Raw genomic sequence first — 24,092 nt, 5'->3', positions numbered from 1 at the left:
TAAGCCAAACTAATTACCTGGGGGTAACTATGGATAAAATCTCTATTGCCAATCTTGTTCTAATATCAGTATTAAGAAGGTGTTATAAAAGCTTCCTGACCGTACTTATGACCGCTGCAGTATTGCAGTTATCATTAGATGTTAGCGGTCAAAATGCTACCTTTTATGAAAGTTTTGACGATACTCCGTTGGGGGAAGTGCCAGAAGGATGGAAATGGTACTCTTTAGGAGGAGGAAGTGGCAATAATTGGATACGTAGTACATACGGGTTCTTTGGACCTAAAGTAATGACAAGTGGGGTTGAGTATGCACTTCCAGGACAAATTGATGAGGATTGGTTAGTTACTCCGCAGATTACCCCCGCATATAATGATTACCTTATTTTTGATTCTGGTCAGGAACTTTTGGAGGACCTCGGTTCAACCTTTGAAGTACGTATTTCAACGGCTTCTTCTAATCGGTCAGATTTTACGGAAACGCTTGCCATTTGGAATGAAACAGAATTTCCTCGATATATTTATAAGGACAGATTATTTCTCGACCTTTCAGCTTACCAAGGTATTCCTATTTATATAGCCTTTGTTCATAAGAATCCCGTCACGGGTGAGAGCGAGGATCCCGACTTTCAGCCACCAACAGAAAATTGGTACTTAGATAATGTATGGGTGCGACCAATGCAGCAAATGCAATTTAATGGTGCAGAGATATTTGGTGCCTATACCAATGTGGTAAGACTAGCTTACTCAAAAACTACTATTATTATGGGGCTTATTGTTCGTGCGGCAGGTGACAACGGTACAGCCAATATTACTTCTTTAACTTTTACTACACCAGAAACGTCTCCGCTGATAAAAATAAAGGAAGCAAAATTATACACTACTTACGATGTATCCTTTATCTCGACCATTGAAGACGAAGGAGTGGTAGATGCCGATATATTTGGAACAGTAACAGATCCGGAAAGTAAATTCGTTATTGAGGGTGATCAGGTTCTCGAACAAGGAGATACATATTTCTGGCTTGTTTATACCCTTGAAGCCAATGAAAATGATCTTATCTATCCTTTTCCGGAGGTGGGCACCACCTTTGAGAAGGTTGTGGTAAATGGTGAGGAATATGCAACGTTAACCTCATCGATTACTGTAGTACATCCGATAGTTCCACGTAGACCTGTAAATGATAATTATGCAGATGCTATAGAACTTCAACCATCTTCTATTCCTGCTCGCTATGGATCCTACAATTATAGAGCAACTTATGAAACAGAATTCGAAAGATTAGCTTATTGTTCAGGTGAATCAAGAATGGATGGTTCAAACTCAGTATGGTGGCATTTTAAGGCACCTGCCAACGGAATGATTACAGTCGATCTATCTGATTGTGATTTTAATACATTACTACTTATACAAGACAAGAATCTAGACCAACTTGCTTGCAGTAAAGATATAGATGAATTATCACAGATATTTCAATCCAGGATAAGCAACTTTGAAGTTGTAGCAGGTTCTGATTATTATATCCGTGTAACGGGCGAGGCTGCAGGTCCTGATGATCCTAATGCTGCAAATGGTGTCATTCATATGGATTTCTCTTTTAACACACCTGTTGGTGTTGAAAGTCCTCATCCCATGAAGTTTATAGCTCTTTATCCTAATCCATCAAACGGAATTGTATACACAGACCTGTTTTTAGAAAGACCAGCAAAGGTAGTTTTAAATGTTATTGACATCATGGGTAGAGTAGTTCACTCAAGTGACAAAGGTTCATTAACTTCAGGAAGTTATGAGCGCCTCCCCTTAGATGTCTCACATCTCCCTTCAGGCACATATTCAATCGTCGTGCAAGGAAGCCCTAGACCTTATACAGGAAAAATATTGGTTATTGCAAAATAAGATAGTCATCGCTAAAATGAATAACATGGAGGAATTAGACCCAGAAGAACGCAAGTGGTATCTCGCAACACGCTTATTAACTAATTCATTAACGCCTGTTGAACGATTAGAATGGGAAGAGATAATTAAGGATGAACCTTTTAGAAAAGAGTTTGAACTGATTAGTAAATATTGGAGTAGGAGCGAGGATTTGCCTTATCTACAGATAGACAAAGACCAGGATTGGAAGGTAGTGCTGGAACGGATGCGTAAGCAAACAACGGATACGCGTCGTGTTACCTTTATAGAATTACTGCGTTATGCAGCTGTTATTGCAGTAGTTTTGATAGCTTCAGTTCTTATTTGGAAAGTTGCTACCGACACAGATGTTACTAATGTTGCTACAATCGTAGAAGCTCCCAATGGAGCGCGTACACTAATTACACTTCCTGATAGTTCTAAGGTATGGTTGAATGCGGGAAGTAAGATTTCATATAATCAAGAATTTGGAGCAGAAAACCGTAATATAACACTTGAGGGTGAAGCGTTCTTTGATGTGAAGAAGCGAACGGTTCCATTCAAAGTTCATACTGCCTTATTTGACATTACTGTTCTTGGTACTGCTTTTAATGTAAATGCATACGATAAGGAGGACGTTTTCAGTACAACTCTTCTTCGTGGTTCTTTAAAAGTAAATCGTGTTGGAGCTTCTGGTAAAGGTGAAGAAGTTGTTCTTAAGCCGAATGAAAGGATTATACTACGTGCAACTACTACGCAAAGAATGGCTGAAGCGATGGTACTTGAGAAAAATGTAGATGCTGCAGCAGATGCCGATTGGAAAGATGGTTGGCTTACAGTAAGGGGAGAATCGCTTAATGAGTTATCTAAGAAAATTGAACGGATCTATAACGTAAAAATTAATTTCAAAGATGAAAGCCTGAAAACATATCGATACAACGGAAGAATTCAGCAACTCAGTCTTGAGCAGGTGTTAAGCGCTCTTGCATTAACATCACCGGTAAAGTTCACAATACATGAAAAGAATGTAATACTAAGTGAAAATGAGCTGACAAAATCAAAATACCAAAGTCAGAAGCCCTAGCTCACCAATAAAACCACTATTATGAATAACCACTACATATAATAAGCTGTTCCGTTAGAATAAATGAGGGACCAAAAGATGCTGGCACATCAAATGATCCCGTAGGACTAGCAAACAGTCTGTAACCCAACCTTCGCACGGTGAGGAACAAAATAATTCATCCAATCCTAAACTAAGTCTATGAAAAAAAATAGATACGGCCAACTGTTAATTTGGTCTGTATTAGAAAAAACAGCATTGAATATGAAAATCTGGCTTTTATTGTTAATACCTATTGGTGTTGCCTTTGCTGAAAACGCCTATTCTCAAACTTTAAGTATAGAGTTAAAAGATGTTACTATTCGCCAAGCGCTTCAGGTAATCGAACGAGAAAGCGGGTATTCTTTTTTCTATAACGATTCTTTTGATGACCTTAAAAAGATTACTTCAATTTCTGCCAAAAACGAATCGCTGCAATCCGTAATCGCCCGACTGTTAAGTCCCACGTCTCTTACTCATAAATTTTTAGAAGGTAAGCTTATCGTAATTGTACTCAAAGACAGCCAGCAAGATATTCGTATCAAGGGGAGGGTAGTGGCAGCTGATACAAAAGAATCGCTTCCTGGTGTCAACGTTACTATTAAAGGTAGTACCCGAGGAGTTATTACAAATGCAAACGGAGAGTATACAATTGATGCGGCAAGTGGTGAAATACTCGTGTTTTCTTTTGTAGGTTATACATCATCAGAAATTAAAGTAACTACAGAAACTATTATTAATGTAGAATTACAAGTTGACGTCCAAACACTAACTGAAGTTTCATTGGTCTCCACCGGATACCAGGAGATGGATAAGAGATTGTTTACTGGTTCTGCCGTGATGCTCGACTCAAAAGAGTTTAAAGCAGAGGGGACAGTTGATCTTAGTCGTATGCTTCAAGGGAAGGCTGCAGGGGTGTCGGTTCAAAACGTTTCGGGTACTTTTGGTGCCGCACCAAAAATCAGAATAAGAGGTGCTACTTCTATTACTGGTGATAATAAGCCACTTTGGGTAATAGATAATGTTGTGCTTGAAGATGTAGTAAATGTTTCTGCCGAGCAACTGACTACAGGTGACCCCAATACATTGATAGGATCCTCTGTGGCCGGCTTGAATGCCGATGATATCGAAAGTATTACCGTACTGAAAGATGCTTCTGCAACTGCTTTATATGGAGCTCGAGCAAAGGATGGTGTAATTGTGATTAAGACCAAACGCGGGCGGGTGGGAAAAGCACAGGTAACGTATTCAGGTAATTTTTCATCTTATCTCAAGCCTACCTATGATAACTTTAATATACTGAATTCAGTAGACCAGATGTCAGTGTATGCGGAAATGGAGAGAAAGGGTCTGCTAAATCATGCAGCAATGTCGATGCTTCCCGATGGAGGTGTGTATAAAAAGATGTACGACATTATTAATGATTCTTACAATGAGCAGTTAGATCAATTTGAACTTCTGAATACACCGGAGCAACGTAAGGCTTACCTTCAGCGTTATGCCTTAGCTAATACAGATTGGTTTGATATTCTTTTTAAAAATTCCTTTGTTCAGGAACATTCATTAGGTGTATCATCAGGTACCGATGCTTCGCAGCTTTATTTCTCCGCCAGCTATTATGATGACAGCGGATGGACAATTGCAGATCAGGTTGACAGGTACACGCTCAACGCACGTGGTACTTTTAAAATTTCAGATAAAATTGGTTTTGGACTAAGCGCAAATGGTTCTTCTCGAATACAGCGTGTACCAGGAACAGTCGCAAGAGAAGTAAATGTTGTTGAAGGACGCTATAACCGTGATTTCGACATTAATCCTTTTAGCTATGCGCTTAATACGAGCAGAGTGCTTACTCCTTACGATAAGAACGGAAACCTGGAGTATTTTACTCGCAACTATTCGCCTTTTAACATTCTCAAGGAAGTAGCGTCAAATTACATTGATTTAAATCTTCTTGACCTTCGTTTGCAGGGCGATTTCACTTATAACATAACAAAACACTTCAAGTATGAATTTGTGGGTGCTGTACGCGATGTAAGAACTACTACTGAACATAAGGTCGAAGAACAATCAAATATGGCGGAAGCCTATCGGGCTGATGGTACCCAGGTTATCCGTCAAGGTAATAAGTTCTTATACTACAATCCAGACTATCCGAACCTTGATCCTGTTGTAGTTCTCCCAGAGGGAGGGTTTTATAATCGCTCCGATGACCAGATGAGAAGTTATTACTTAAAAAATCAAATTGATTGGAATTATTCTTTCAATAGTAAGCATAATTTAAGCGTGGTTGCAGGCCAAGAGCTAAGGTTAATCAATCGACAGAATTCTTATAGTAATGGATACGGTTATCAATTCAACAAAGGAGGCCTTGCTTTTACAGATTACCTCATGATAAAGCAGTTGCTTGAGGGTAATTTTAACTACTTCGGTATGGGGTATTCTCGAGAACGCTACGCAAGTTTTTATGCAGGTGCAAACTATGCGTGGAATGACAAGTATATTCTTAATGCTACACTTCGTCAAGATGGATCTAATCGTCTTGGTGAATCGCGTACAGCACGATGGCTTCCGACATGGAACGTAAGCGCAGCATGGAATATCGACACGGAGACTTTTATGCAATCCATACGGGCGGTGGATTTTCTTACAGTAAAGGCTGGCTATGGACTTACAGCAAACGTCGGAAATGCAACCAATTCTTCTGTTGTATACCGCAGTTCAACGACGAGCCGGCCACACCTTGATGAGAAAGAAGCTCAGATCATTATCGAAGGATTAGAAAACCAGGACCTGACATGGGAGAAACAGTATGAGCTTAACCTTGGATTAAGCGCAGGACTTTTAAAAACATTTACAATAACATTTGATTATTATAAACGTAATCACTTCGATTTAATAAGCGTTATCAAGACGTCCGGTATTGGCGGTGAGCCTTATAAAGCGATCAATTATGCGGATATGAAATCGCATGGTGTTGACTTATCATTAGGTGCTACAATTCTGAACCAGGGAAAACTAAACTGGACGACAAATTTTGTTTTCACTTACAACAAAAGCAAAATTACAAATCTTAAAAACATGCCTAGGATTTACAACCTCGTGTTCCAGGATGGAGGAGCACAACAAGGTTACCCGGTACGTGGTCTTTTTTCTATCGACTTTCAAGGCCTTAACCCCGAGACAGGAGTGCCTAACTTTATTGATCATAATGGCCATTTGAGCAATAACGTTTTTTTACAGAGTCTCAATACACAATATTTAAAATATGAAGGACCTGTAGATCCAACAGTTACAGGTGGGTTTTCAAATACATTACAATACCGAAACTTCAGCTTAAACGTTTTCTTGACTTATCAGGCTGGAAACAAGATCAGGCTTAACCCGGCTTTTAAAAGCGCTTACTCAGACCTCGATGCCATGCCTCGTGAGTTTCTTGATCGGTGGGTTTTACCTGGTGATGAAAGAGCTTCAGATATTCCTTCAATACCAGACCTTACTACCCTTGCTGCGCTAAGTGCTACTTATCCTTATAATTCTTACAACTACTCTACTGAAAGGGTAGCGGATGGATCTTTTATCCGCTTGCGTACAGTTTCATTGAGCTATAATGTTCCTGAAAAGATTCTTCCTGCCAATGCTTTTACCAATGCTTCTGTAAGCCTTACGGGTACGAACCTTTGGCTTCTGTATGCAGATAAAAAGTTATATGGACAGGACCCTGAGTTCTTTTCTTCGGGTGGGGTAGCATTGCCTGTGGCAAAACAGATAACATTATCCGTAAAACTTAGCTTCTAATGCGTGTGATACAACTATATCAAAAAAATATGTTAAAGAAGAACATCGCCAAAGGTCTGTTGGTACTTGTAACATCAGCTCTTCTATTTACCGCATGTGATGATTTTCTTTCAGAAACGCCTGATAATAGGGCGACAGTTAATACAAAGGAAAAGATTGCAGAGCTTTTGGTTTCAGCTTATCCCGAAGGGAATTACATTCCTTTTTGTGAGGCAATGTCAGACAATGTTGAAGATAATTTTGGAGGAACCCAGGATGTTACTAACGCAGACCCATACTTCTGGAGAGATGGCGCTGCAACCTGGCAAGACTCACCCGAAAATTATTGGAATGCTTGTTATGCTGCAATTGCAGCAGCTAATCACGCCTTAAAGGCTATCAGGGAAAGTAATGACTCGTTGAACTATAACGCACAAAAAGGTGAAGCGCTGATTGCAAGAGCCTACTCACACTTTATGCTGGTAAGCTTATTCGCCAAAATGTATAACCCACAAACAGCGGATATAGACCCCGGCATTCCCTATGTAACGGACCTTGAAACTGTCTCACTTAAAACATACGAAAGAAAAACTGTACAGTATGTTTATGATATGATAGAGAAAGATCTTATAGTAGGGCTGCCACTTATAAATGACCAGTCATATGGTGAACAAAGTAATAATGCGTCAAATATTGCCAAGTTTCATTTTACAAAAGCTGCGGCTCATGCGTTTGCTTCGCGGTATTACCTCTATAAAAAACAATATGACAAAGTGGTTGAACATGCTGACCGAGTTCTGATGGGTAGTAGTGACGTTATCTCTTCTCTTCGCCCATGGACAACCATATATCGCACCTATACAACTAACGAACTGTCTATTGCTTATACACGCTCTACAGAAAAGGCGAATCTTTTGCTGTGTGAAACACAATCAGATTGGGGGAGAACTTTCAACAAGATGCGGTATTCTACGGGGGCAGGGAGAATGAATGAGATGATCTTTCAATTTAATCCTGCAGCAGACATGTATGCTTATTCTTATTTCTACACGCAAACAGGTATAAATTTCATCCATAAATTTCGAGAACATTTTGTACGTATTGGCACAAACGCTACAACTGGGTACATCTATACGATCCTTCCGCTATTCACGACAGAAGAGGTGTTACTAAATCGTGCAGAGGCATATGCCATGCAATCTGAGTTTAGAAAGGCATTAGATGAAATGAATCGTTTTATAAGTGTAAGGGTTTTAAACTATGATCCTGAACGACACAATGTAACTTATAACAGGTTGTATAATCTTTATAAGGAAACAGATAATAAAAAGGCAATTGTTCGTGGGATACTTGAATTAAGAAGAATAGAGTTTTTGCATGAAGGACTTCGCTGGTTTGATATCCTAAGACACCAGATTCCCGTATTTCATACAACAATAGAAGGGCAAACGCTTGAGTTAAAACCAAGTGATCCTCGCAGAATATTACAAATTCCTGCCGAAGCGATATCCGTTGGCGGTCTTGAACCTAATCCCCGGCATTGATAACTCAATAATAACGACTATGCGTTGTACAAAATATATTTTATCTACTCTCGTTCTTGCTCTTATGGCACTTGCATGTGAAGATGCCTATAATGACAAAGTAGATCCTTCAAAAACAGATTATCTTGGAAACGAAGAACCACAAACTACAGAGCTTGATACATGGCTTCTGAATAGTTTTACTTATCCATTTAATATAGAGGTAAAATATCGCTGGGATGCTTCTGAAGGTGACATTTATAGAACGCTTGTCCCTCCCAAAGTATCACAGATTAAGCCAGTAATGGAAACAGTAAACGATGTATGGATCACTCCCTACAGTGAAATTGCAGGAGGAACATTTATTAAAACTTACTGCCCAAAGCAATTCTTACTGGTAGGTAGTGCGCATTATAATCCGGATGGAACATTTACACTAGGCACTGCGGAAGGTGGACGAAAAGTAGTGTTATATGTAGTTAATAATTTTTCTCCAACAGAACGCTCTGCATTAAAAACTATGATGCACATCGTACATCATGAGTTTGGTCATATCCTCAATCAGAAAGTTTCTTACCCATCGGCCTTTCGAGACATTACTGCAGGATTATATACCAGTGACTGGCGGTTTAACTCTGTAACGCAAGCAAGGGCGAACGGTTTTATAACAAATTATGCGATGGCTTCTCCTGATGAAGATTTTGTTGAAATGGTAGCCACAATGCTTATAGAGGGAAGAGAAGGGTATGAAGCAATTCTGGAATGTGAAACAAATGCACCATCACTTGAGATGCTTAGGAAAAAGGAACAGCTAGTGGTGCAGTATTATAAGGAAGCATTCAATATTGATTTCTATGGTTTACAATCAAAAGTACAGGAGGCAATAAATGAGTTAGCACCACCTCAGGGAGGTCCAGAAGAACTTCCTCCATTATTTGATGTGTGGGGGTACGGGAAGGAAAAGACATCTGTCCGGTTTGATCTTTCAACACTTAACCAGCCAGCAGAATTTACGGGTAGGTTTAATCAGGATAACAGAGTGCTGCATAATAACGGACTGGCGCTTGATTATAACTTTAAAATGAGTTTTACTGCTGAAGATGAGCTTGCTTTACGGATCTACTATTATAATCTTAATGATGAGAATAGGGTCTACCAACAAGCCAATTTCTATTATACATTGATACAGCGCGATGATGGGTCGATTATTATATCCGCAAGTTTTGCTGATGAAAATGGTTACTACCTGGAAGGATTAAAAGCAACTGCACTGCCTTCATTTTTTGCCAACAGAACATTTACAATTGATTGGCTTCAGACCTGTAGTGATGAAGTTTATGTAGGATTTCACCTTAAAGACAATCCAGAAACTTTTTGTTATGGGATGTTAGAAAATTAAAACGAACAGAGACCTATGTTAAAAAACAATAGTAAAGGAATTAACAATTTGTTTCTTATAGCGGTCCTTGCGTTGGTATTGAACGCATGTGACAGTAATGATTATGAGACAATTTTCAAAGAAACACCCGATGAGCGTCTTAAGGCAACAATTACTCAGTACAAGTCTTTACTCACAGGGGCTTCTTATGGTTGGAAGGCTACGCTTTATACAGGTATAGGTACTGGCTATTTTTATTATTTTGACTTTGATGAAGACGGGAATGTTACTATGCTTTCTGATTTCAACGTTACCTCTGCGGGCGAACTAATGCAAAGTACGTGGACTGTAAAGGCATTACAAAGACCCACCTTAACATTCTCAACGTATTCTTACATTCACCTGCCAGCAGACCCTGATGGCAATGTAAATAATGGCTTGCCAGGGAGTGGATTGTTGTCTGATTTTGAATTTGCTATAACTGAACCTTCGGGCGATAGTTTAAAAATGAAAGGACTTAAGCATAATTCTGAAATAATCTTGGTCCGCGCTACCGAAACAGAGACTCAAGCTTTTCTTAATAAACGCATTCAGCAAGTACTACAGCATACAGCAAATTACCTTGGTTCTTACAAAGGTTACAGGCTCACTTTACCCAATAAAACCGTAATACCTATGGTTTTAGATATTCCATATAAAACGATAGCTTTCCAGTACCTTGACCGTGATGGAAATACAATCCAGATCCCTTTTACTTCTTATACCTTTACTATTGAAGGGATTGCGCTAAAAGATCCCATTAAGATCTTTGAATATGAAATCAATAAGTTAATCTGGGATGACAGTAACAATACATATTATGTGCCTTTTGAGAACAAGGCAATAATTACCGGTACTAATGAAACTTACATTTTTAAACCGTCTACTCCCTTGTATAGTTTACTTGGTAAAAAGCTTGTAGCAGTGACTATACCTTCTGAGGCAGGTAATGATCCACTGCCTGGTCAATCGGAAGAATTTACTCAAGCGTATAAATTTGCAGCCCAACAAATGTATGAAGGAGAATATCGTCTTACATTAAGTCAGATAAAATTTACCTTTGTACCAAACACTGATCGTATGGTAATAACACTGTTGGTAACACAACCAACAAGTAGTGGAGGTGTACAGGCATTTGAGGCGATGTATACATATTCCTACCAGGTGCGTGCTGAAGGAATTTTGAAATTCAAATTAGAAAGTACAGACCAAAACGCAAGTGCGCTTTATGCTGATATGATCGGAGTATTGAATCATTTCGATAATGATACTTTTATTATAGAGTATGTAGGTGGGGATTTTAATTTAATAGGTGGATTTTTCAGTATAGAGGAGCCAGGTTTTCATTTTGGTGGTCATTTACAGAAATAAAAAGGGAGAATTTAAATTTACGCTTAATGAAAAGCTTGGTAGTTACAATACGTTCTTTGTTCATCTCATTATTCATTGTTCTTGCTGGCTGTTCCAGTGAGGATGATAAAAATGATTTAGTAAACAATGAAATATTTAAAAAATTGAAAGGTACGTGGCAGGCAACATTGATTGAAAAGGATAATATCACGCAGAACACATCTGAACACTTTATACTTGGTATTTCAGAATCCAAAGTACAAGAAAGACTTTCTTATACGATAGAAAATAATTCTTACAACTCTATCTGGCCTTCAAATATCGGCATGTTTTTTCTCCATTCCCAAAGGCCTTCGGGTTCAATGACCAGGGATGATGGAGTTGTAATTGATTATTCAATTGCTGAGAAATCGTTGATCATGTACTTTAGGCACAGTGATAGCGCCGAAGGTGGTAGAGTTAAAGGAATCGGCGGAAATTGGAAATTCACTTTTATAAGAGTAGGAGATTAAGGGTTTAGAATTCTTACACTGCATGTTGCATGGTGTCCTTAAACTGCTCGGGAGTTTGTTTTGTGTGTTTTTTGAAAAAACGAATAAAATAGGAAGGATCGCTGAAGTTTAATTGGGTAGCAACCTGGTTCACGTTTAAATCAGAATAGGAGAATAGCCTTTTTGCCTCGAGAATAAGCCGTTGGGAGATCATATCAGTAAGAGTCTTTCCCAATGTTTGCTTGCATAATGAATTGAGGTAAGAAGCAGAAAGATTCATTAGCTCTGCATACTGGCTTGGTTGCTTTAGTTTTAAGTAGTGTTTTTCTATAAGTTGTTCAAGCTTCCGTATTTTGTATGAATTTCCATTTACTAAATCTTTTGCTTCTTGCGTTGGATAAATAGCACTCAACTTAAGCAGGATTATTTCAAGATAGTTTCTGAGAATGCGTAGGTCTGTTTTCGCAGACTTTGCAAATTCTTTGAGCATCTGTTTCATTATAAAATCGATAACGTTTTTTGTGTCGTCATCAACAATAAGATGTGGATTGGCACTAAGTGAATGAAAGAATGGAAACGCGAGCAAGTTACTCTCCTGTGATTGCATTTTATAAAATGCGGGAAGAAAGAAAATAATATACCCTTCAGTTCCTTCTTTTAAATTCCAGGAGTGTACTTGGCCTGGAGTCATCAGGAAAAAGCTTCCAGCGTAGATTGTATATGCTTTAAAGTCGATAGTATGTTCACCACCGCCGTTTTTAATATAGAGCAGCAAATAGAAGTCGTGGTTGTGTGGCTTACTGACAAATTTATGATTCCGTAAGTGTGTCTCCAGTTTCTCTATATAAAAAGAGCTCTCTTGTGCCTTCTTACTAAATGCGTCTAAATGAAATAAGGGAGCCTCTCTTTTTTTTGCCATGCTAAGACTTGGATAAATACTGCCCCAAAATAATTAGAAATACAGTGATGAGTAACGATTTCAAGAAAAACACTTTTTAAAGGAAAAGACCATTTATTCCTAGAATATCGTTTTTACGTTAGTTCCTTCCATTCGCCGCATATGAAAAAAGGCAGGTTGTTTACTACCTGCCTTTCCTGCCATTATATAAACTCCTTATTCGATCTTCATGTCGTAGCCATTAGCATTCTGAAGCTTAACGTGCCATGTCTTTTGGGGCCCGCCTTCATCAACTGTAAGTGTAAGATAAGAATTATTGTTGCTGTAGTCCTTCACCTCATACTTAAAGGGAGATTCAGCATTGTACTTCTCGTCGTTGTCATCATAGGTTATAGAAACACGTGCACCTGGAAGCGCATTCATAAATACACGCGGATAGGACATGCCATTAGCCTTCACCTTTTTCACATGAATCGTTCTTCCATCGTTGATGCTAATTACTCCATTACTAAACGTTGCGGATAATTGTGCAGGCGTTGAAGTAACAGTGGTAGTTGTAACCGTTGATGAAGAAGCACTTTGTTCAGCAGATGAAGTACTCTGAGCAACAGGAGCATCTTCACTGCAACCCTTCATTTTAAATACCCGTTCGCCTTTCTTATTTTTTTGAATTGCATATAAGCAGTGTGTGCCCTGACGAATGCCGTTTTTCTTTATCTCTTTCGCCCCGTTTTGAAATACGATGCGAAATGCTACAGGTACTTCTTTCACGTTCTCAGCGACTACTCTTGATGACGGACCAATATTCTTTTGCTCTCCGTTGAGGTAAAGCGTAAAATTTTCACCATCCTCTGAATATACTGTTACTGATCCAGGGCCAGGGTCCTGTGCCTTAACAGTGAACACAGAAATTGTTAAATAGCATACAAGACACAATGTTCTTAATAACATAATAGTGGGGTTTAATTCAATTTATAATGATTTGATATAATGAGCTGATTCTTTTAAGTACTAAGCAGCCATACACAACAAGTATACCAAAATTTAAAACGAAGATTAAAAGAACTTTCTTCTTAACTTCTTGTAATCTTACATATGTTATTTGAGTGTTCCGGAAGTTAAGGTTATTAAACCTATTACTTGCTCAATGAGTCCGGCTTACTTACCTACTTGGCGCTATATATTGGACAATGTCAATGCCCACCCCATTAGGGTCTTCAATAGCAAAGTGCCTGTCTCCCCAAGTTTCATTTCGTAGATCTATTTTAATTTCAACTCCTTTACTTTTTAATGCGTTATATATATTGTCAACATTGTCTACCTCTATCGTTAAATATATTCCCTGTCCTTGGAAGGGTTTGTGAAACAAGGGTTGTTGGCTTGGATGATCAGGAAGTAGAAAGCTTATTTCTGATTGACCATCGGGTGTGTGTAGCAGGAGATAGAAGTCGTTTTCGAATGTTACTTCAAAACCAAGTACATTGATATAGAAATCTTTTGTTTCTGAAATTTTCCTGGTGATAATACCTGCATTTAATTTCATAGTGATGTTTTTTTTTGTTGAACCTAATTGTGCATAAAGGTGTGATGTTATGGATAGTATCATAACAACAAGAACGTGTTTCATACTGTTAAATTAACGGTACAAACATGAGCATTAACAAAATTTAAGTATTGTAAAAAACGGACATCTTAACGCCCGAATGCTTTTGAAGGCGTGACACCGTAAAGGTCCTTAAATTCTTTAATAAAATGGGCCTGATCATAGTAGCCTGCATCAAAGAAAAGCTTATCCTTTTTAAGGCTTTCTCCTGATGGTTTTGCTTTAAGTATGTTTTGAAAGCGAACTACTTTGCTGAAGGTTTTTGGTGTATCGCCTATATAGTATTCAAAAAGCCTGCGAAGTTGCCTGGTGCTTATACCAGTGTCAATGTCTTTCTCAATATCAACTACGCCCTTCTTCTCGAGAATAATATTTATCGCTCCATAGAGCCGAACATCATTATTAAATGTAGTCTTGTTTACAAGATCTGTGAAATGAGCGTCAAGCAATTTTTTAATGTCGTTGTGGTCAACACTCCCATCAAAATTGTCTTGAATAAAGCCAGCCATTTCAGGAACCACTGCGCTTAGTTGTTCTGATTGATTGCTCAAGTCTTTTGCACTTAAGTTAAACAATTGAGAAAACATGGTAGGAAAAAAACGGATGCCTACATAATTAAATGCTCCTCTAAGCACAAAATCGGTGAACTTCTCACAAAAGCCCATTACAAAATTCTCGCGTGGTTTGTCAAGTTCAAAGAAGATGTCGATACATCCGTCTGCCACTACACGATAATTAAACGAATTGATAACAGGTTTTAATGTTTTCAGTTGCCAGTAGCAGGAAATAACTGATTGAAGACTTTTGTCAGGCGAAAATTCACAATAAGCAACATCATCGGTATATTGTTTTACCGTAGGCTGAACAGGTGTATAAAGCTTTTCTATGTTACCGATCGTTATCAAACGCTTGTGTTGTTTATTGTATAGAAAAGTAATTGTTTTAAATAGACTGGTAAAGGCTTTGCGCAAATATTTTAGTCATGCATCTCATTACCGTTACTCGTTGAGAATGTCGCGCTTGCCCCGCGTAATTGGCGCGTTCCCACCGCTTACAGAAGGATACGTCCAAATACTTTTGTATTAAATCTAATGAATAATACATGTATGAATAAGGAAGTGCTGTCAGAGTTTATAAAAGTAAATGCTGATTTCAATAATACTTTAAATATGTTTGAAGAAGAGCAGCTTTTTATGTCTCCGCAACCTGGCAGCTGGAGTGCGGCTGAAGTTGCAGAACATGTTGTCTTGTCTGACCAGGGGATGTATCGATTTATAACTGGTAATTCAGTACCAACAAAGCGAAAACCAGATGCTCACGTGAATGAGATCAGGGAGATGTTTTTAGATTTTTCATTCAAAATGAATTCTCCCGAATTCATCATCCCGAAAGGAATATTTACAAGTAAAAAAGAAATAGATGGTAATCTTGGAGAAATCGTCGCAATGCTGACAAAACAGATAGGCTCTATTGATCTTACTCAAACCTGTCTGGATATTGATATACCTGAATTTAAAGAATCAACTCGTCTTGAAATAGTACATTTTCTAATTGTTCATACTCAAAGACACCATCATCAACTTCAAAAGATTGAAGCAATAATTAAAGCTATGGTTAAGCATTAAAAGGGCATGCTGCTCTCAGTACCTTTACTGTTTCTTTCAATTTTCTGTAATAACTTAGCTACATGAAGAAAGGACGGGCAGTAAAAGGTGACAAAGCGTTGGAAGATTTTCTTACAGGAAAGTCAGATCATACTGTCAGCCTTTTTAAAGCCTTTATAACTGAATTTCAGAAAGTAGGAAGAGTAACTGTTCACCCGGCCAAAACGATGATTGGTATTGCTACTCCGCGCAGGCGTATTGCTTACGTTACGCAATTAGGAAAGAATTTTGTTCACGTCATTTTTCCGTTTAAACAACCCTACACCGGGAATGATTGCTTTCAAAAAATAGCACAAGTTCCGGGTGATGTAAAGCAATTCAACCATCATTTCAGGATGTATGACAAGGAAGACTTAAATTCTGAGATACTATCCTTTATGGAATTAGCATACCGCCTCGGAACTGAGGACAAATAATTTCACTTCCATTCAAGCTCCTTTCTGAAAAGTTGATTTGGTGCCATTGCCAAGACTATACCAAACCCACAATGAGGTTACGTATGCGTTAAAATGTAGGTTCCTTAGTTTGGTATTAATAGATCACCAGTGGCGGTTCAGAGCAGGTTCTATGGATAATCAGTGCAAAAACGGTGAAAATAGCGGATAAATAGGGTTTTTGACCGTAAAAAGGCCCATTATCCCTATCACAACCGAACAAACACCCTATCACCACCGTCTCACCATGAAGGCTGCTCGGATGCGTCATAGTAGCTACTCGGAGCCTCCTGGGTTATAAAATGTCCATCTTTCAGCCATCTCGGTTCGCTTAGACGTTAGTAAGGGTTTTTTTCAAAAAAAACGTCAGTTATATTGGAAAGAAACTATAAATGATGGCAGATAAGGCCACTATCCACGATATAGCTCGGGAGCTTAAAATTGCCGCGTCCACTGTTTCAAGGGCATTAAACGGTAGTCCGAGGATTAGTCAGCAGACGAAGGATTCCGTATTGTCTGTCGCCAAACAACTCAATTATCAGCCTCATAAGCTTGCTGCAGCGCTGCGTAATGGCAGAAGTAATATTATTGGAATTATTGTTCCTACGGCAGACCGCAACTTCTTCGGGTCTATTGTAAGGGGCGTAGAAGAGGTGGCTATGAATGCCAACTATCAGGTTATTATCTGTCAGACGTATGAAAATCCCGCTAAGGAAGCCGCCGCTGTTGAGGCATTAATAAATTCGCGGGTGGATGGTATCATAACATCATTCTCGAAGAACACGGTTAACTTTGATCATTTTCTGAAAGCAAAGCGTCAGGGAATCCCTGTTATCTCTTTCGATAGAACCAATGATGACCTGGATATCAGCAAAGTTCTGATCGATGATTTTAAGGGTGCTTACAAGGCTACTGAGCACCTCATACAGCAAGGTTGTAAGAGAATAGGGCACTTTACAAGTTTTCAGAACGTCAGTATCTATAAAGAAAGACGCCGCGGTTACCTCGCCGCGTTGGAACACTATAGTCTTCCGCTTGTCAATGAGCTGATTGTTGAGAGCAATATGCAGCTTGAAGATGGAAGGAGATCGATGCAGAAATTATTGGATGAAAGAATATCTGTCGATGGTGTTTTTTCTTCGAGTGATCTTGGGGCGATGGGCGCGCTGCAGGTTTTAAAGGAGCATGGCATTCGTGTTCCTGATGAGGTTGCCATTGTAGGCTTCAGCAACGATCCGTTTACCCTTTTCAGCGATCCGCCTATTTCTTCTGTCGACCAGCATTGTTTACGTATGGGAAATATTGCATGCGAAATATTTCTTGATGAGGTGAAGCTCAATGGCCAAGCAGAATTTTCTCCAAGAAAGGTTGTGTTGATGCCCGAATTGATTGTCAGAGGTTCTTCATTAAGAACCAGCAGTTAGTCATTTAAAAATAAATACTCCCGTTGTAGGGGTGACGCTAAATGGTTACGTCTCCTATAAAACCATTGTGCATATTTTGGGTTAAGGCAATGGGAATGGGAGGTTGGTCCGGGCTTCGTACAAAGTACTGGTTTAGTTTGGGTAAAATTATTCGGACAACCTCCCATTTTACTTTTTAACTTAGGCATAAAGAAGATTACATTAAATACTGTAGCACATAGGATCACCGTGAAAAATGAATACGATGAAAAGAATTTTGTTTTTAGCTCCCTTTTTCGCCCTGCTTTCTTTTATTGCCGTTAAAAAGTTTAATACAACCAAAAGCTTCCAGGTTGTTCAGCAACACATGGAAAACCGGTTGAAGAATTATCATGATACCTTAAAATTTCCGCGTTCTGTTAAAGCGGGCGCCTTGCACAGCGTTCCCTCGCAGGATTGGACCAGTGGGTTTTATCCGGGAATACTTTGGTATATGTTTGAATATACGAAAGATAAAAAATGGGAGCAGGCCGCACGCACGTGGACTGCCTCAATGGAGAAGGAGAAATTCAATACCCGCACTCACGACCTCGGCTTTATGTTGTATTGTCCTTACGGGAATGGTCTTCGGTTAACCAATGATCAGAAGTATAAAGAAGTATTGTTGCAGGGAGCGCGCTCGTTGTCCAAACGCTACAATGCAAAGGCAGGCGTTATAAAATCATGGGATCACGGCAAATGGCAATTCCCCGTTATTATTGATAACATGATGAACCTGGAGTTGTTGTTTTGGGCAACAAAGGTAAGTGGCGATTCCAGCTTTTATAAGATTGCAGTTACACACGCAAATACAACCCTTAAAAATCATTTTCGTGCCGATAACAGTAGCTACCATGTGGTAGATTACGATACCCTTACGGGGAAAGTATTATCGCGGGTAACGCATCAAGGCGCTGCGGATGAGTCAGCATGGGCGAGGGGGCAAGCCTGGGGTATGTATGGCTATACCGTTACCTACCGCGAAACAAAAGATAAACGCTTCCTTGATCAGGCCGTGAAGATTGCCGATTTCTTTCTCAGTCATCCCAACCTTCCGAAAGACAAAATTCCATACTGGGATTTCAATGCACCTAAAATTCCCAACGAAGAAAGAGATGCTTCTGCGGCAGCTATTCTTGCTTCAGGTTTGCTGGAGTTAAGCGATTATGTAAAGGATGGTAAGAAGTACAACTCCGCTGCAGAACAAATTCTTGCAAGCTTAAGCAGTGATGCTTATCTGGCAAAGCCAGGCACTAATCACGACTTTATTTTGATGCACTGCACCGGTCACAAGCCCGCCAAATCAGAAATTGATGTTCCGCTTATTTATGGCGATTACTATTATATAGAAGCACTGCTTCGTTATAGAAACAAGTTTGAAACAAAGGTTAAGTCATGAGATTGATTTCGTCTTTACTTTCTGTAAGTATACTCCTGTTTCTTGCCTCCTGTGGTCAACCTTCTGTAAAGAAAGAAATTTCAGTTAAGAATACGCTTGACTTCGATCGCCAGGAGGTGGTAGCCATAAAGTTGGCAGACGTGGGAGTAAAGGAACATACCCACTGGGTTGCTAAATCGGGCAATGAACAGTTGTTAAGTCAGCTTGTAGATACAGATGCGGATTCAGTAGCCGATGAGCTTATTTTTCTTGCTTCGCTTAAAGCAGGGGAAACGAAAACTTTTGAGATAGAAACAACAGCTAACAAAACTGATGTAAAGTCGGAAGTAAGTACGTATTCAAGGTTTGTTCCTGAACGTACTGACGACTACGCGTGGGAGAATGATCTTGTTGCTTTCAGAACTTACGGGCCAGAAGCGCAACGTATGGCAGAGGCGGGCGAAAAGGCAGGAACATTATCAAGTGGTTTGGATTGCTGGCTCAAGCGGGTTAATTATCCTGTTATTGATAAATGGTATAAGAAGAATGCAGAAGGAGGATCGTACCATAAAGATGACGGAGAAGGATATGACCCTTACCACGTAGGGATTAGTCGCGGCTGTGGTGGCATTGGCGTATGGAAGAACGACTCCCTTTATGTATCCAGGAATTTTGTGTCGTGGAAGAAAATAGCGGATGGACCTGTGCGTAATATCTTTGAACTAACTTATGCACCCTGGCAGGCTGATGGCATTTCTATTAACGAAACAAAACGAATTACCATTGACCTGGGAAACCAGTTGTATAAGGTTGAGGATATGATTAATGCTTCAGGTAGTTTGCCCAACGTTGCCATTGGAATCACGCTTCATGATGCAAAAGGCAGAACCCATGCCGATACAGTTAAAGGTACGTTCAGCTATTGGGAACCTATAGACGATTCAGAAATAGGTACTGGTGTTGTTGTTGATCCAATCCAAATTATTGGGCATAGCGATTACAGAACCCGTAAAAAAGATCTCAGCCAGCTCTACATTATGACAAAGCCTGAAAATAAAGTTACATACTATACAGGTTTTGCCTGGAAGAAAGCAGGGTATATACAAAGCGAAAGCGAATGGAATGATTACCTTGGGCGCTTTGCTCAGCGTATTGCTACTCCGTTAGTGGTTACTATTCAGTGATGATAAGGGCTTGGATTGTCATACTGTTGTTCTTTTTAGTTTCAGCTGAAGGTTTAGCACAAATTTCATACAGGAACAAGGTAATTGCCGTTCTTCAGGATCAGATACTTGCAGAAGCAACGTGGGCCTTGCAACAGCAACCTGTTACAGTAACGGCATCACATTCACCACGCAGTGCGGGTACCCAACACGACTTCTATTCAGAGGGAGATTACTGGTGGCCCGATTCTAGCAATATTGATGGTCCGTATGTACAACGCGATGGGATGACAAATCCTGATAATTTCGTTGATCATCGCTTGGCCATGATTCGCTTCAGCAGAATTATAGGCGCCCTTACCTCAGCTTATGTCATTACAAAAGATAATAAATATGTGCTTCATGCCTTAAAACATCTCCGTGCCTGGTTTATTGATGCAGAAACATTTATGACTCCGCATTTATTATATGCCCAGGCCATTAAAGGAAGAGTTACCGGTAGGGGTATCGGTATCATTGATACTATTCATCTGATGGAAGTAGCTCAAGGGGTACTGGTAATGAGTAAGTCCTCTGCTTTTGATAGGGAGACAAGACAAGGAGTTGTGACCTGGTTTTCAAAATACCTGGAATGGCTCACTACCCATCAGTATGGCAAAGACGAAATGAATGCAAAGAATAATCACGGTACATGCTGGGTAATGCAGGTTGCATCTTTTGCCAGGCTAACAGAAAACAAACAGATACTGGACTTTTGTCGCGAGCGCTATAAAGGTGTTTTACTGCCCGATCAAATGGCGAAAGACGGTAGTTTTCCTTTAGAGCTTAAGCGTACTAAACCTTACGGTTACTCCATTTTCAATTTAGATGCGATGACAGTGATCTGCCAGATCCTTTCTGATTCAAAAGATAATTTATGGGAGTATCGGACAGCAGATGGAAAGTCAATCAGGAAGGGAATAAACTTTCTCTTTCCTTATCTGAAAGATAAATCGACATGGCCGTATGCAAAAGATGTAATGTATTGGGATAATTGGCCAGTTGCACACCCTGCCCTATTATTTGGAGCAGCCGCATTTAATGAAAAGGAGTGGCTTCGCACCTGGGAGCAGATGGATCATAAACCTGAAGTTGAAGAAGTCCTGAGAAACCTCCCGATAAGAAACCCTTTGATCTGGTTGAATTAATTTGTTTTAGCTAAATGGATAACAACACAATTATAAAGTTGAACATAATAATGAAGCGAACCCTTTCTTTTATAATTGTTATTACTGCGTTGTGCTCGGTGGCGTTTGGCCAGCAAAATATTCGCCTTAATGACCATTGGCAATTTTTGAAGCAAGACCTGGGCGGTATCTGGGAGGCGGTTCGCCCCGTAGGAAAGGGAGCACCCGAAAGTGTGCCTCTCTGGGATTCTGTTTCCTTGCCTCATTGTGTTAACGCTATTGATGCCGTTGATCCTGATATTAATTATTATCAGGGACCTGCCTGGTACAGAACATCGTTATCGGTTAACAATCCTTACGTTAATGGCCGCACCCTGCTTCACTTTGAAGGAGCCGGACAAAAAACACAGGTATATATTTATACAACAAAAGTAGGAGAGCACGTAGGTGGCTATGATGAATGGACAGTAGACATCACCGATGCTGTTGCTGCATTCCAGAAAACTGAGGCTTATCAAAAGCAGTTTAAGGGAAAAATTCCTTTGTCCATACGTACAGACAACTCTCGTGATTTGGAAATGATCCCATCTGATTTGTCTGACTTCAATTTGTATGGTGGTATCTATCGCTACCTTAATCTGGTATACACACCTTCCGTTTATCCTGATAAGATCTTTGCATTTGCACAAACGGACAAGGATGGAAAGACGGGTAGCATTAACGTGAAGGCGCGCTTCGCTAATCCGGCTAATGTTTCAAAAGCCGATGTTTCTGTTACATTAATAGATCCGTCAGGAAAAGTAGTGAAACAACAGAACGTTGCCTTGAGTTCGATATCAGGTACACAAGAGCTGGTATCCTTTGATCTTAAGAAGCCAGTGTTGTGGTCTACTACACTTCCAAAGTTATATACCGTACAGATATCTTTTAAGGTAGGAGAAACAGAAAGTACGTATACCGAAAAGGTTGGTTTTCGAAATTTTGTATTCGTAGAAAAGGGCCCCTTCATGCTCAATGGCAAAAGACTTTTGCTGAGGGGCACGCACCGTCATGAAGATCATGCAGGCGTAGGTGCCGCAATGACGGAGGAGATGATCAGTAAAGAGATGGTGATGATGAAAGAGATGGGTGTAAACTTTATCAGGCTTGGCCATTATCAGCAATCGCGGATTGTGTTAAACCTTTGTGATAGCCTCGGTATTCTTGTGTGGGAAGAAATTCCATGGTGCAGGGGAGGACTTGGTGGTGATGTATATAAAGCTCAGGCACGTACCATGCTCGCAAACATGATCGAGCAACACTACAACCATCCTTCCATTATTATATGGGGACTTGGAAATGAAAACGACTGGCCGGGAGATTTTCCGGAATTTGATAAAGAGAAGATCAGGACGTTTATGAAGGAGCTTAATGATCTTTCTCATCAGCTTGATCCCTCAAGAAAAACAGCCATACGCCGATGCGATTTTTGTAAAGACATTGTTGATGTGTATTCACCTTCCATCTGGGCTGGTTGGTATCGCGGAATTTACACGGAATACAAATCAGTTTCAGAAGCCGAAAAAGACAAGGTAAAACACTTTATCCATGTAGAATGGGGAGGTGATAGCCACGCCAGGCGACACTCAGAAAATCCAGATCAGATACTAAGTAAAGTGTTGACAGGTAAAGGTGCAGACGAACGTGCGGGTGATGCTTCGTTGTTTGGTGGCTCTGCCCGTGTATCTAAAGATGGCGATTGGAGTGAATCTTACATCTGCAATCTTATTGACTGGCATTTAAAAGAACAGGAAACCATGCCCTGGTTAACAGGTACTGCTTACTGGCCTTTCAAAGATTTTTCTACACCTGTTCGTCCTGACAATCCTGTTCCTTACATGAATCAGAAAGGAGTAGTAGAAAGAGACTTTACCAAGAAAGAGTCGTATTATGTTTTTCAATCATGGTGGACGGAAAAACCCATGGTCCATATTTATGGGCACAGTTGGCCGGTACGTTGGGGAGAAAAAGACGAAGAGAAGATGGTAAAGGTATATTCCAATTGCGATGAAGTAGAGTTGTTTCTGAATGGAAAGTCTTTTGGTATTAAAAAGAGAAACAGCCAGGATTTTCCCGCAGCAGGTTTGCGATGGTTATTAAGGTTTAATGAAGGCGAGAACAAAATAAATGTTGTGGCTAGGAAGGGTAAGATTAAGGTAGAGGATGAAATAACTTTTATTTATCAGATTGAGAAATGGGATCGGCCTTCGCAACTTGTAATTGAAAAGGTTGGGGAGGATAATGGAATCACTACAATTCAGGCAAAAGTAATCGATAAAAAAGGCGTGCTCTGCCTGGATGCTATGAATTTTGTGAGATTTTCAATAACTGGTGATGGAGAACTAATAGACAATCAAGGCACATCTTCAGGTTCTAATTATGTGCAACTTTACAACGGCCGCGCTATAATAAAAGTAAGAAGTAAAGGAAAAAGTGTAATAAGTGTAAGGGGTGAAGATTTATTAACTGCATTTATAACGTTGTAACACTATTTATTGCGATAAGATATCTTAAAGCTTTTACAGAATTTCGAAAAAAGCCACGTTTATCTGCGTTTGAGGTCGACGAATACGTTAAGGGTATTATTCATTAACTGGTTTTAATTTTTTTTTAATGTCCTTACTAATTCTTGTAAGGTATGCAATGGTTTTCGACGTCTTACTAATTGAAATACTGGTAAGCTTGTATGCTTCCTTATTAAGGGAGTATCAGGTACTGCTATAAATACCTGGAGGCTTTTTAATTATCTAAACTCA

The 24,092-nt window shown here is 39.6% G+C and carries 18 protein-coding genes; 14 read left to right on the top strand and 4 right to left on the bottom strand.

The features are described 5' to 3' along the window. Window positions 1-29 precede the first annotated feature (29 nt). The 7 genes from KK060_RS10890 to KK060_RS10860 all read left to right on the top strand — a co-directional run bounded on the left by KK060_RS10890 (window position 30) and on the right by KK060_RS10860 (window position 11,570). Window positions 30-1,892 (top strand): T9SS-dependent choice-of-anchor J family protein, encoded by a 1,863-nt coding sequence (locus KK060_RS10890; RefSeq protein WP_254153758.1) that lies wholly within the window; start codon window positions 30-32, stop codon window positions 1,890-1,892. A gap of 25 nt (window positions 1,893-1,917) precedes the next feature. Beyond that, window positions 1,918-2,973, top strand: a complete 1,056-nt coding sequence (locus KK060_RS10885) for a FecR family protein (protein WP_254153757.1) — start codon at window positions 1,918-1,920, stop codon at window positions 2,971-2,973. A gap of 180 nt (window positions 2,974-3,153) precedes the next feature. Next, window positions 3,154-6,789: a SusC/RagA family TonB-linked outer membrane protein gene (locus tag KK060_RS10880; RefSeq protein ID WP_254153756.1), complete on the top strand. Its 3,636-nt coding sequence runs from the start codon at window positions 3,154-3,156 to the stop codon at window positions 6,787-6,789. 29 nt (window positions 6,790-6,818) lie between these two features. Next, entirely contained in the window at window positions 6,819-8,312 is a 1,494-nt protein-coding gene (locus KK060_RS10875) for a RagB/SusD family nutrient uptake outer membrane protein (RefSeq protein WP_254153755.1), read from the top strand. 19 nt (window positions 8,313-8,331) lie between these two features. Beyond that, window positions 8,332-9,690, top strand: coding sequence for a zinc-binding metallopeptidase (locus KK060_RS10870; protein ID WP_254153754.1), 1,359 nt, complete (start codon window positions 8,332-8,334; stop codon window positions 9,688-9,690). 15 nt (window positions 9,691-9,705) lie between these two features. Next, complete coding sequence (locus KK060_RS10865; RefSeq protein WP_254153753.1) at window positions 9,706-11,079, top strand: DUF4302 domain-containing protein; 1,374 nt, start codon at window positions 9,706-9,708, stop codon at window positions 11,077-11,079. Between the two features lie 26 nt (window positions 11,080-11,105). Next, window positions 11,106-11,570, top strand: coding sequence for a hypothetical protein (locus tag KK060_RS10860; RefSeq protein ID WP_254153752.1), 465 nt, complete (start codon window positions 11,106-11,108; stop codon window positions 11,568-11,570). 13 nt (window positions 11,571-11,583) lie between these two features. On the opposite strand, the gene KK060_RS10855 is transcribed toward KK060_RS10860, so the two are convergent. The 4 genes from KK060_RS10855 to KK060_RS10840 form a co-directional block, all read right to left on the bottom strand. After that, window positions 11,584-12,468, bottom strand: a complete 885-nt coding sequence (locus tag KK060_RS10855) for an AraC family transcriptional regulator (protein WP_254153751.1) — start codon at window positions 12,466-12,468, stop codon at window positions 11,584-11,586. A gap of 195 nt (window positions 12,469-12,663) precedes the next feature. Beyond that, the gene (locus KK060_RS10850) at window positions 12,664-13,398 is read right to left on the bottom strand and encodes a hypothetical protein (protein ID WP_254153750.1); all 735 of its coding nucleotides are present in this window, start codon (window positions 13,396-13,398) and stop codon (window positions 12,664-12,666) included. Window positions 13,399-13,609: 211 nt separating this feature from the next. Next, the gene (locus KK060_RS10845; RefSeq protein WP_254153749.1) at window positions 13,610-14,074 is read right to left on the bottom strand and encodes a VOC family protein; all 465 of its coding nucleotides are present in this window, start codon (window positions 14,072-14,074) and stop codon (window positions 13,610-13,612) included. A gap of 65 nt (window positions 14,075-14,139) precedes the next feature. After that, complete coding sequence (locus tag KK060_RS10840; RefSeq protein WP_254153748.1) at window positions 14,140-14,955, bottom strand: AraC family transcriptional regulator; 816 nt, start codon at window positions 14,953-14,955, stop codon at window positions 14,140-14,142. Between the two features lie 201 nt (window positions 14,956-15,156). Between KK060_RS10840 and KK060_RS10835 the strand changes: the two genes are divergently transcribed. The 7 genes from KK060_RS10835 to KK060_RS10805 all read left to right on the top strand — a co-directional run bounded on the left by KK060_RS10835 (window position 15,157) and on the right by KK060_RS10805 (window position 23,822). Beyond that, window positions 15,157-15,675: a DinB family protein gene (locus KK060_RS10835; RefSeq protein WP_254153747.1), complete on the top strand. Its 519-nt coding sequence runs from the start codon at window positions 15,157-15,159 to the stop codon at window positions 15,673-15,675. Window positions 15,676-15,737: 62 nt separating this feature from the next. Then, the gene (locus KK060_RS10830) at window positions 15,738-16,130 is read left to right on the top strand and encodes a DUF5655 domain-containing protein (RefSeq protein WP_254153746.1); all 393 of its coding nucleotides are present in this window, start codon (window positions 15,738-15,740) and stop codon (window positions 16,128-16,130) included. A gap of 410 nt (window positions 16,131-16,540) precedes the next feature. Then, the gene (locus KK060_RS10825; RefSeq protein ID WP_254153745.1) at window positions 16,541-17,572 is read left to right on the top strand and encodes a LacI family DNA-binding transcriptional regulator; all 1,032 of its coding nucleotides are present in this window, start codon (window positions 16,541-16,543) and stop codon (window positions 17,570-17,572) included. Between the two features lie 244 nt (window positions 17,573-17,816). Further along, window positions 17,817-18,989 (top strand): glycoside hydrolase family 88 protein, encoded by a 1,173-nt coding sequence (locus KK060_RS10820; protein WP_254153744.1) that lies wholly within the window; start codon window positions 17,817-17,819, stop codon window positions 18,987-18,989. Then, the gene (locus tag KK060_RS10815; protein ID WP_254153743.1) at window positions 18,986-20,152 is read left to right on the top strand and encodes a BT3233 family polysaccharide utilization protein; all 1,167 of its coding nucleotides are present in this window, start codon (window positions 18,986-18,988) and stop codon (window positions 20,150-20,152) included. The genes KK060_RS10820 and KK060_RS10815 overlap by 4 nt, the downstream gene beginning before the upstream one ends. After that, window positions 20,152-21,318, top strand: coding sequence for an alginate lyase family protein (locus KK060_RS10810; RefSeq protein WP_254153742.1), 1,167 nt, complete (start codon window positions 20,152-20,154; stop codon window positions 21,316-21,318). Before KK060_RS10815 ends, KK060_RS10810 begins: the two co-directional genes overlap by 1 nt. A 50-nt stretch (window positions 21,319-21,368) precedes the next feature. Beyond that, on the top strand, window positions 21,369-23,822 hold the full coding sequence (locus KK060_RS10805; RefSeq protein WP_254153741.1) for a glycoside hydrolase family 2 TIM barrel-domain containing protein: 2,454 nt from the start codon (window positions 21,369-21,371) through the stop codon (window positions 23,820-23,822). Window positions 23,823-24,092: the final 270 nt, after the last annotated feature.

Origin of the sequence: Chryseosolibacter indicum (genome assembly GCF_018598585.1) — a bacterium.
Lineage (GTDB): Bacteria > Bacteroidota > Bacteroidia > Cytophagales > Cyclobacteriaceae > Chryseosolibacter > Chryseosolibacter indicus.
The sequence above is the reverse complement of the archived record's forward strand: the minus strand, read 5'-3'. Positions and strand labels throughout refer to the sequence as shown.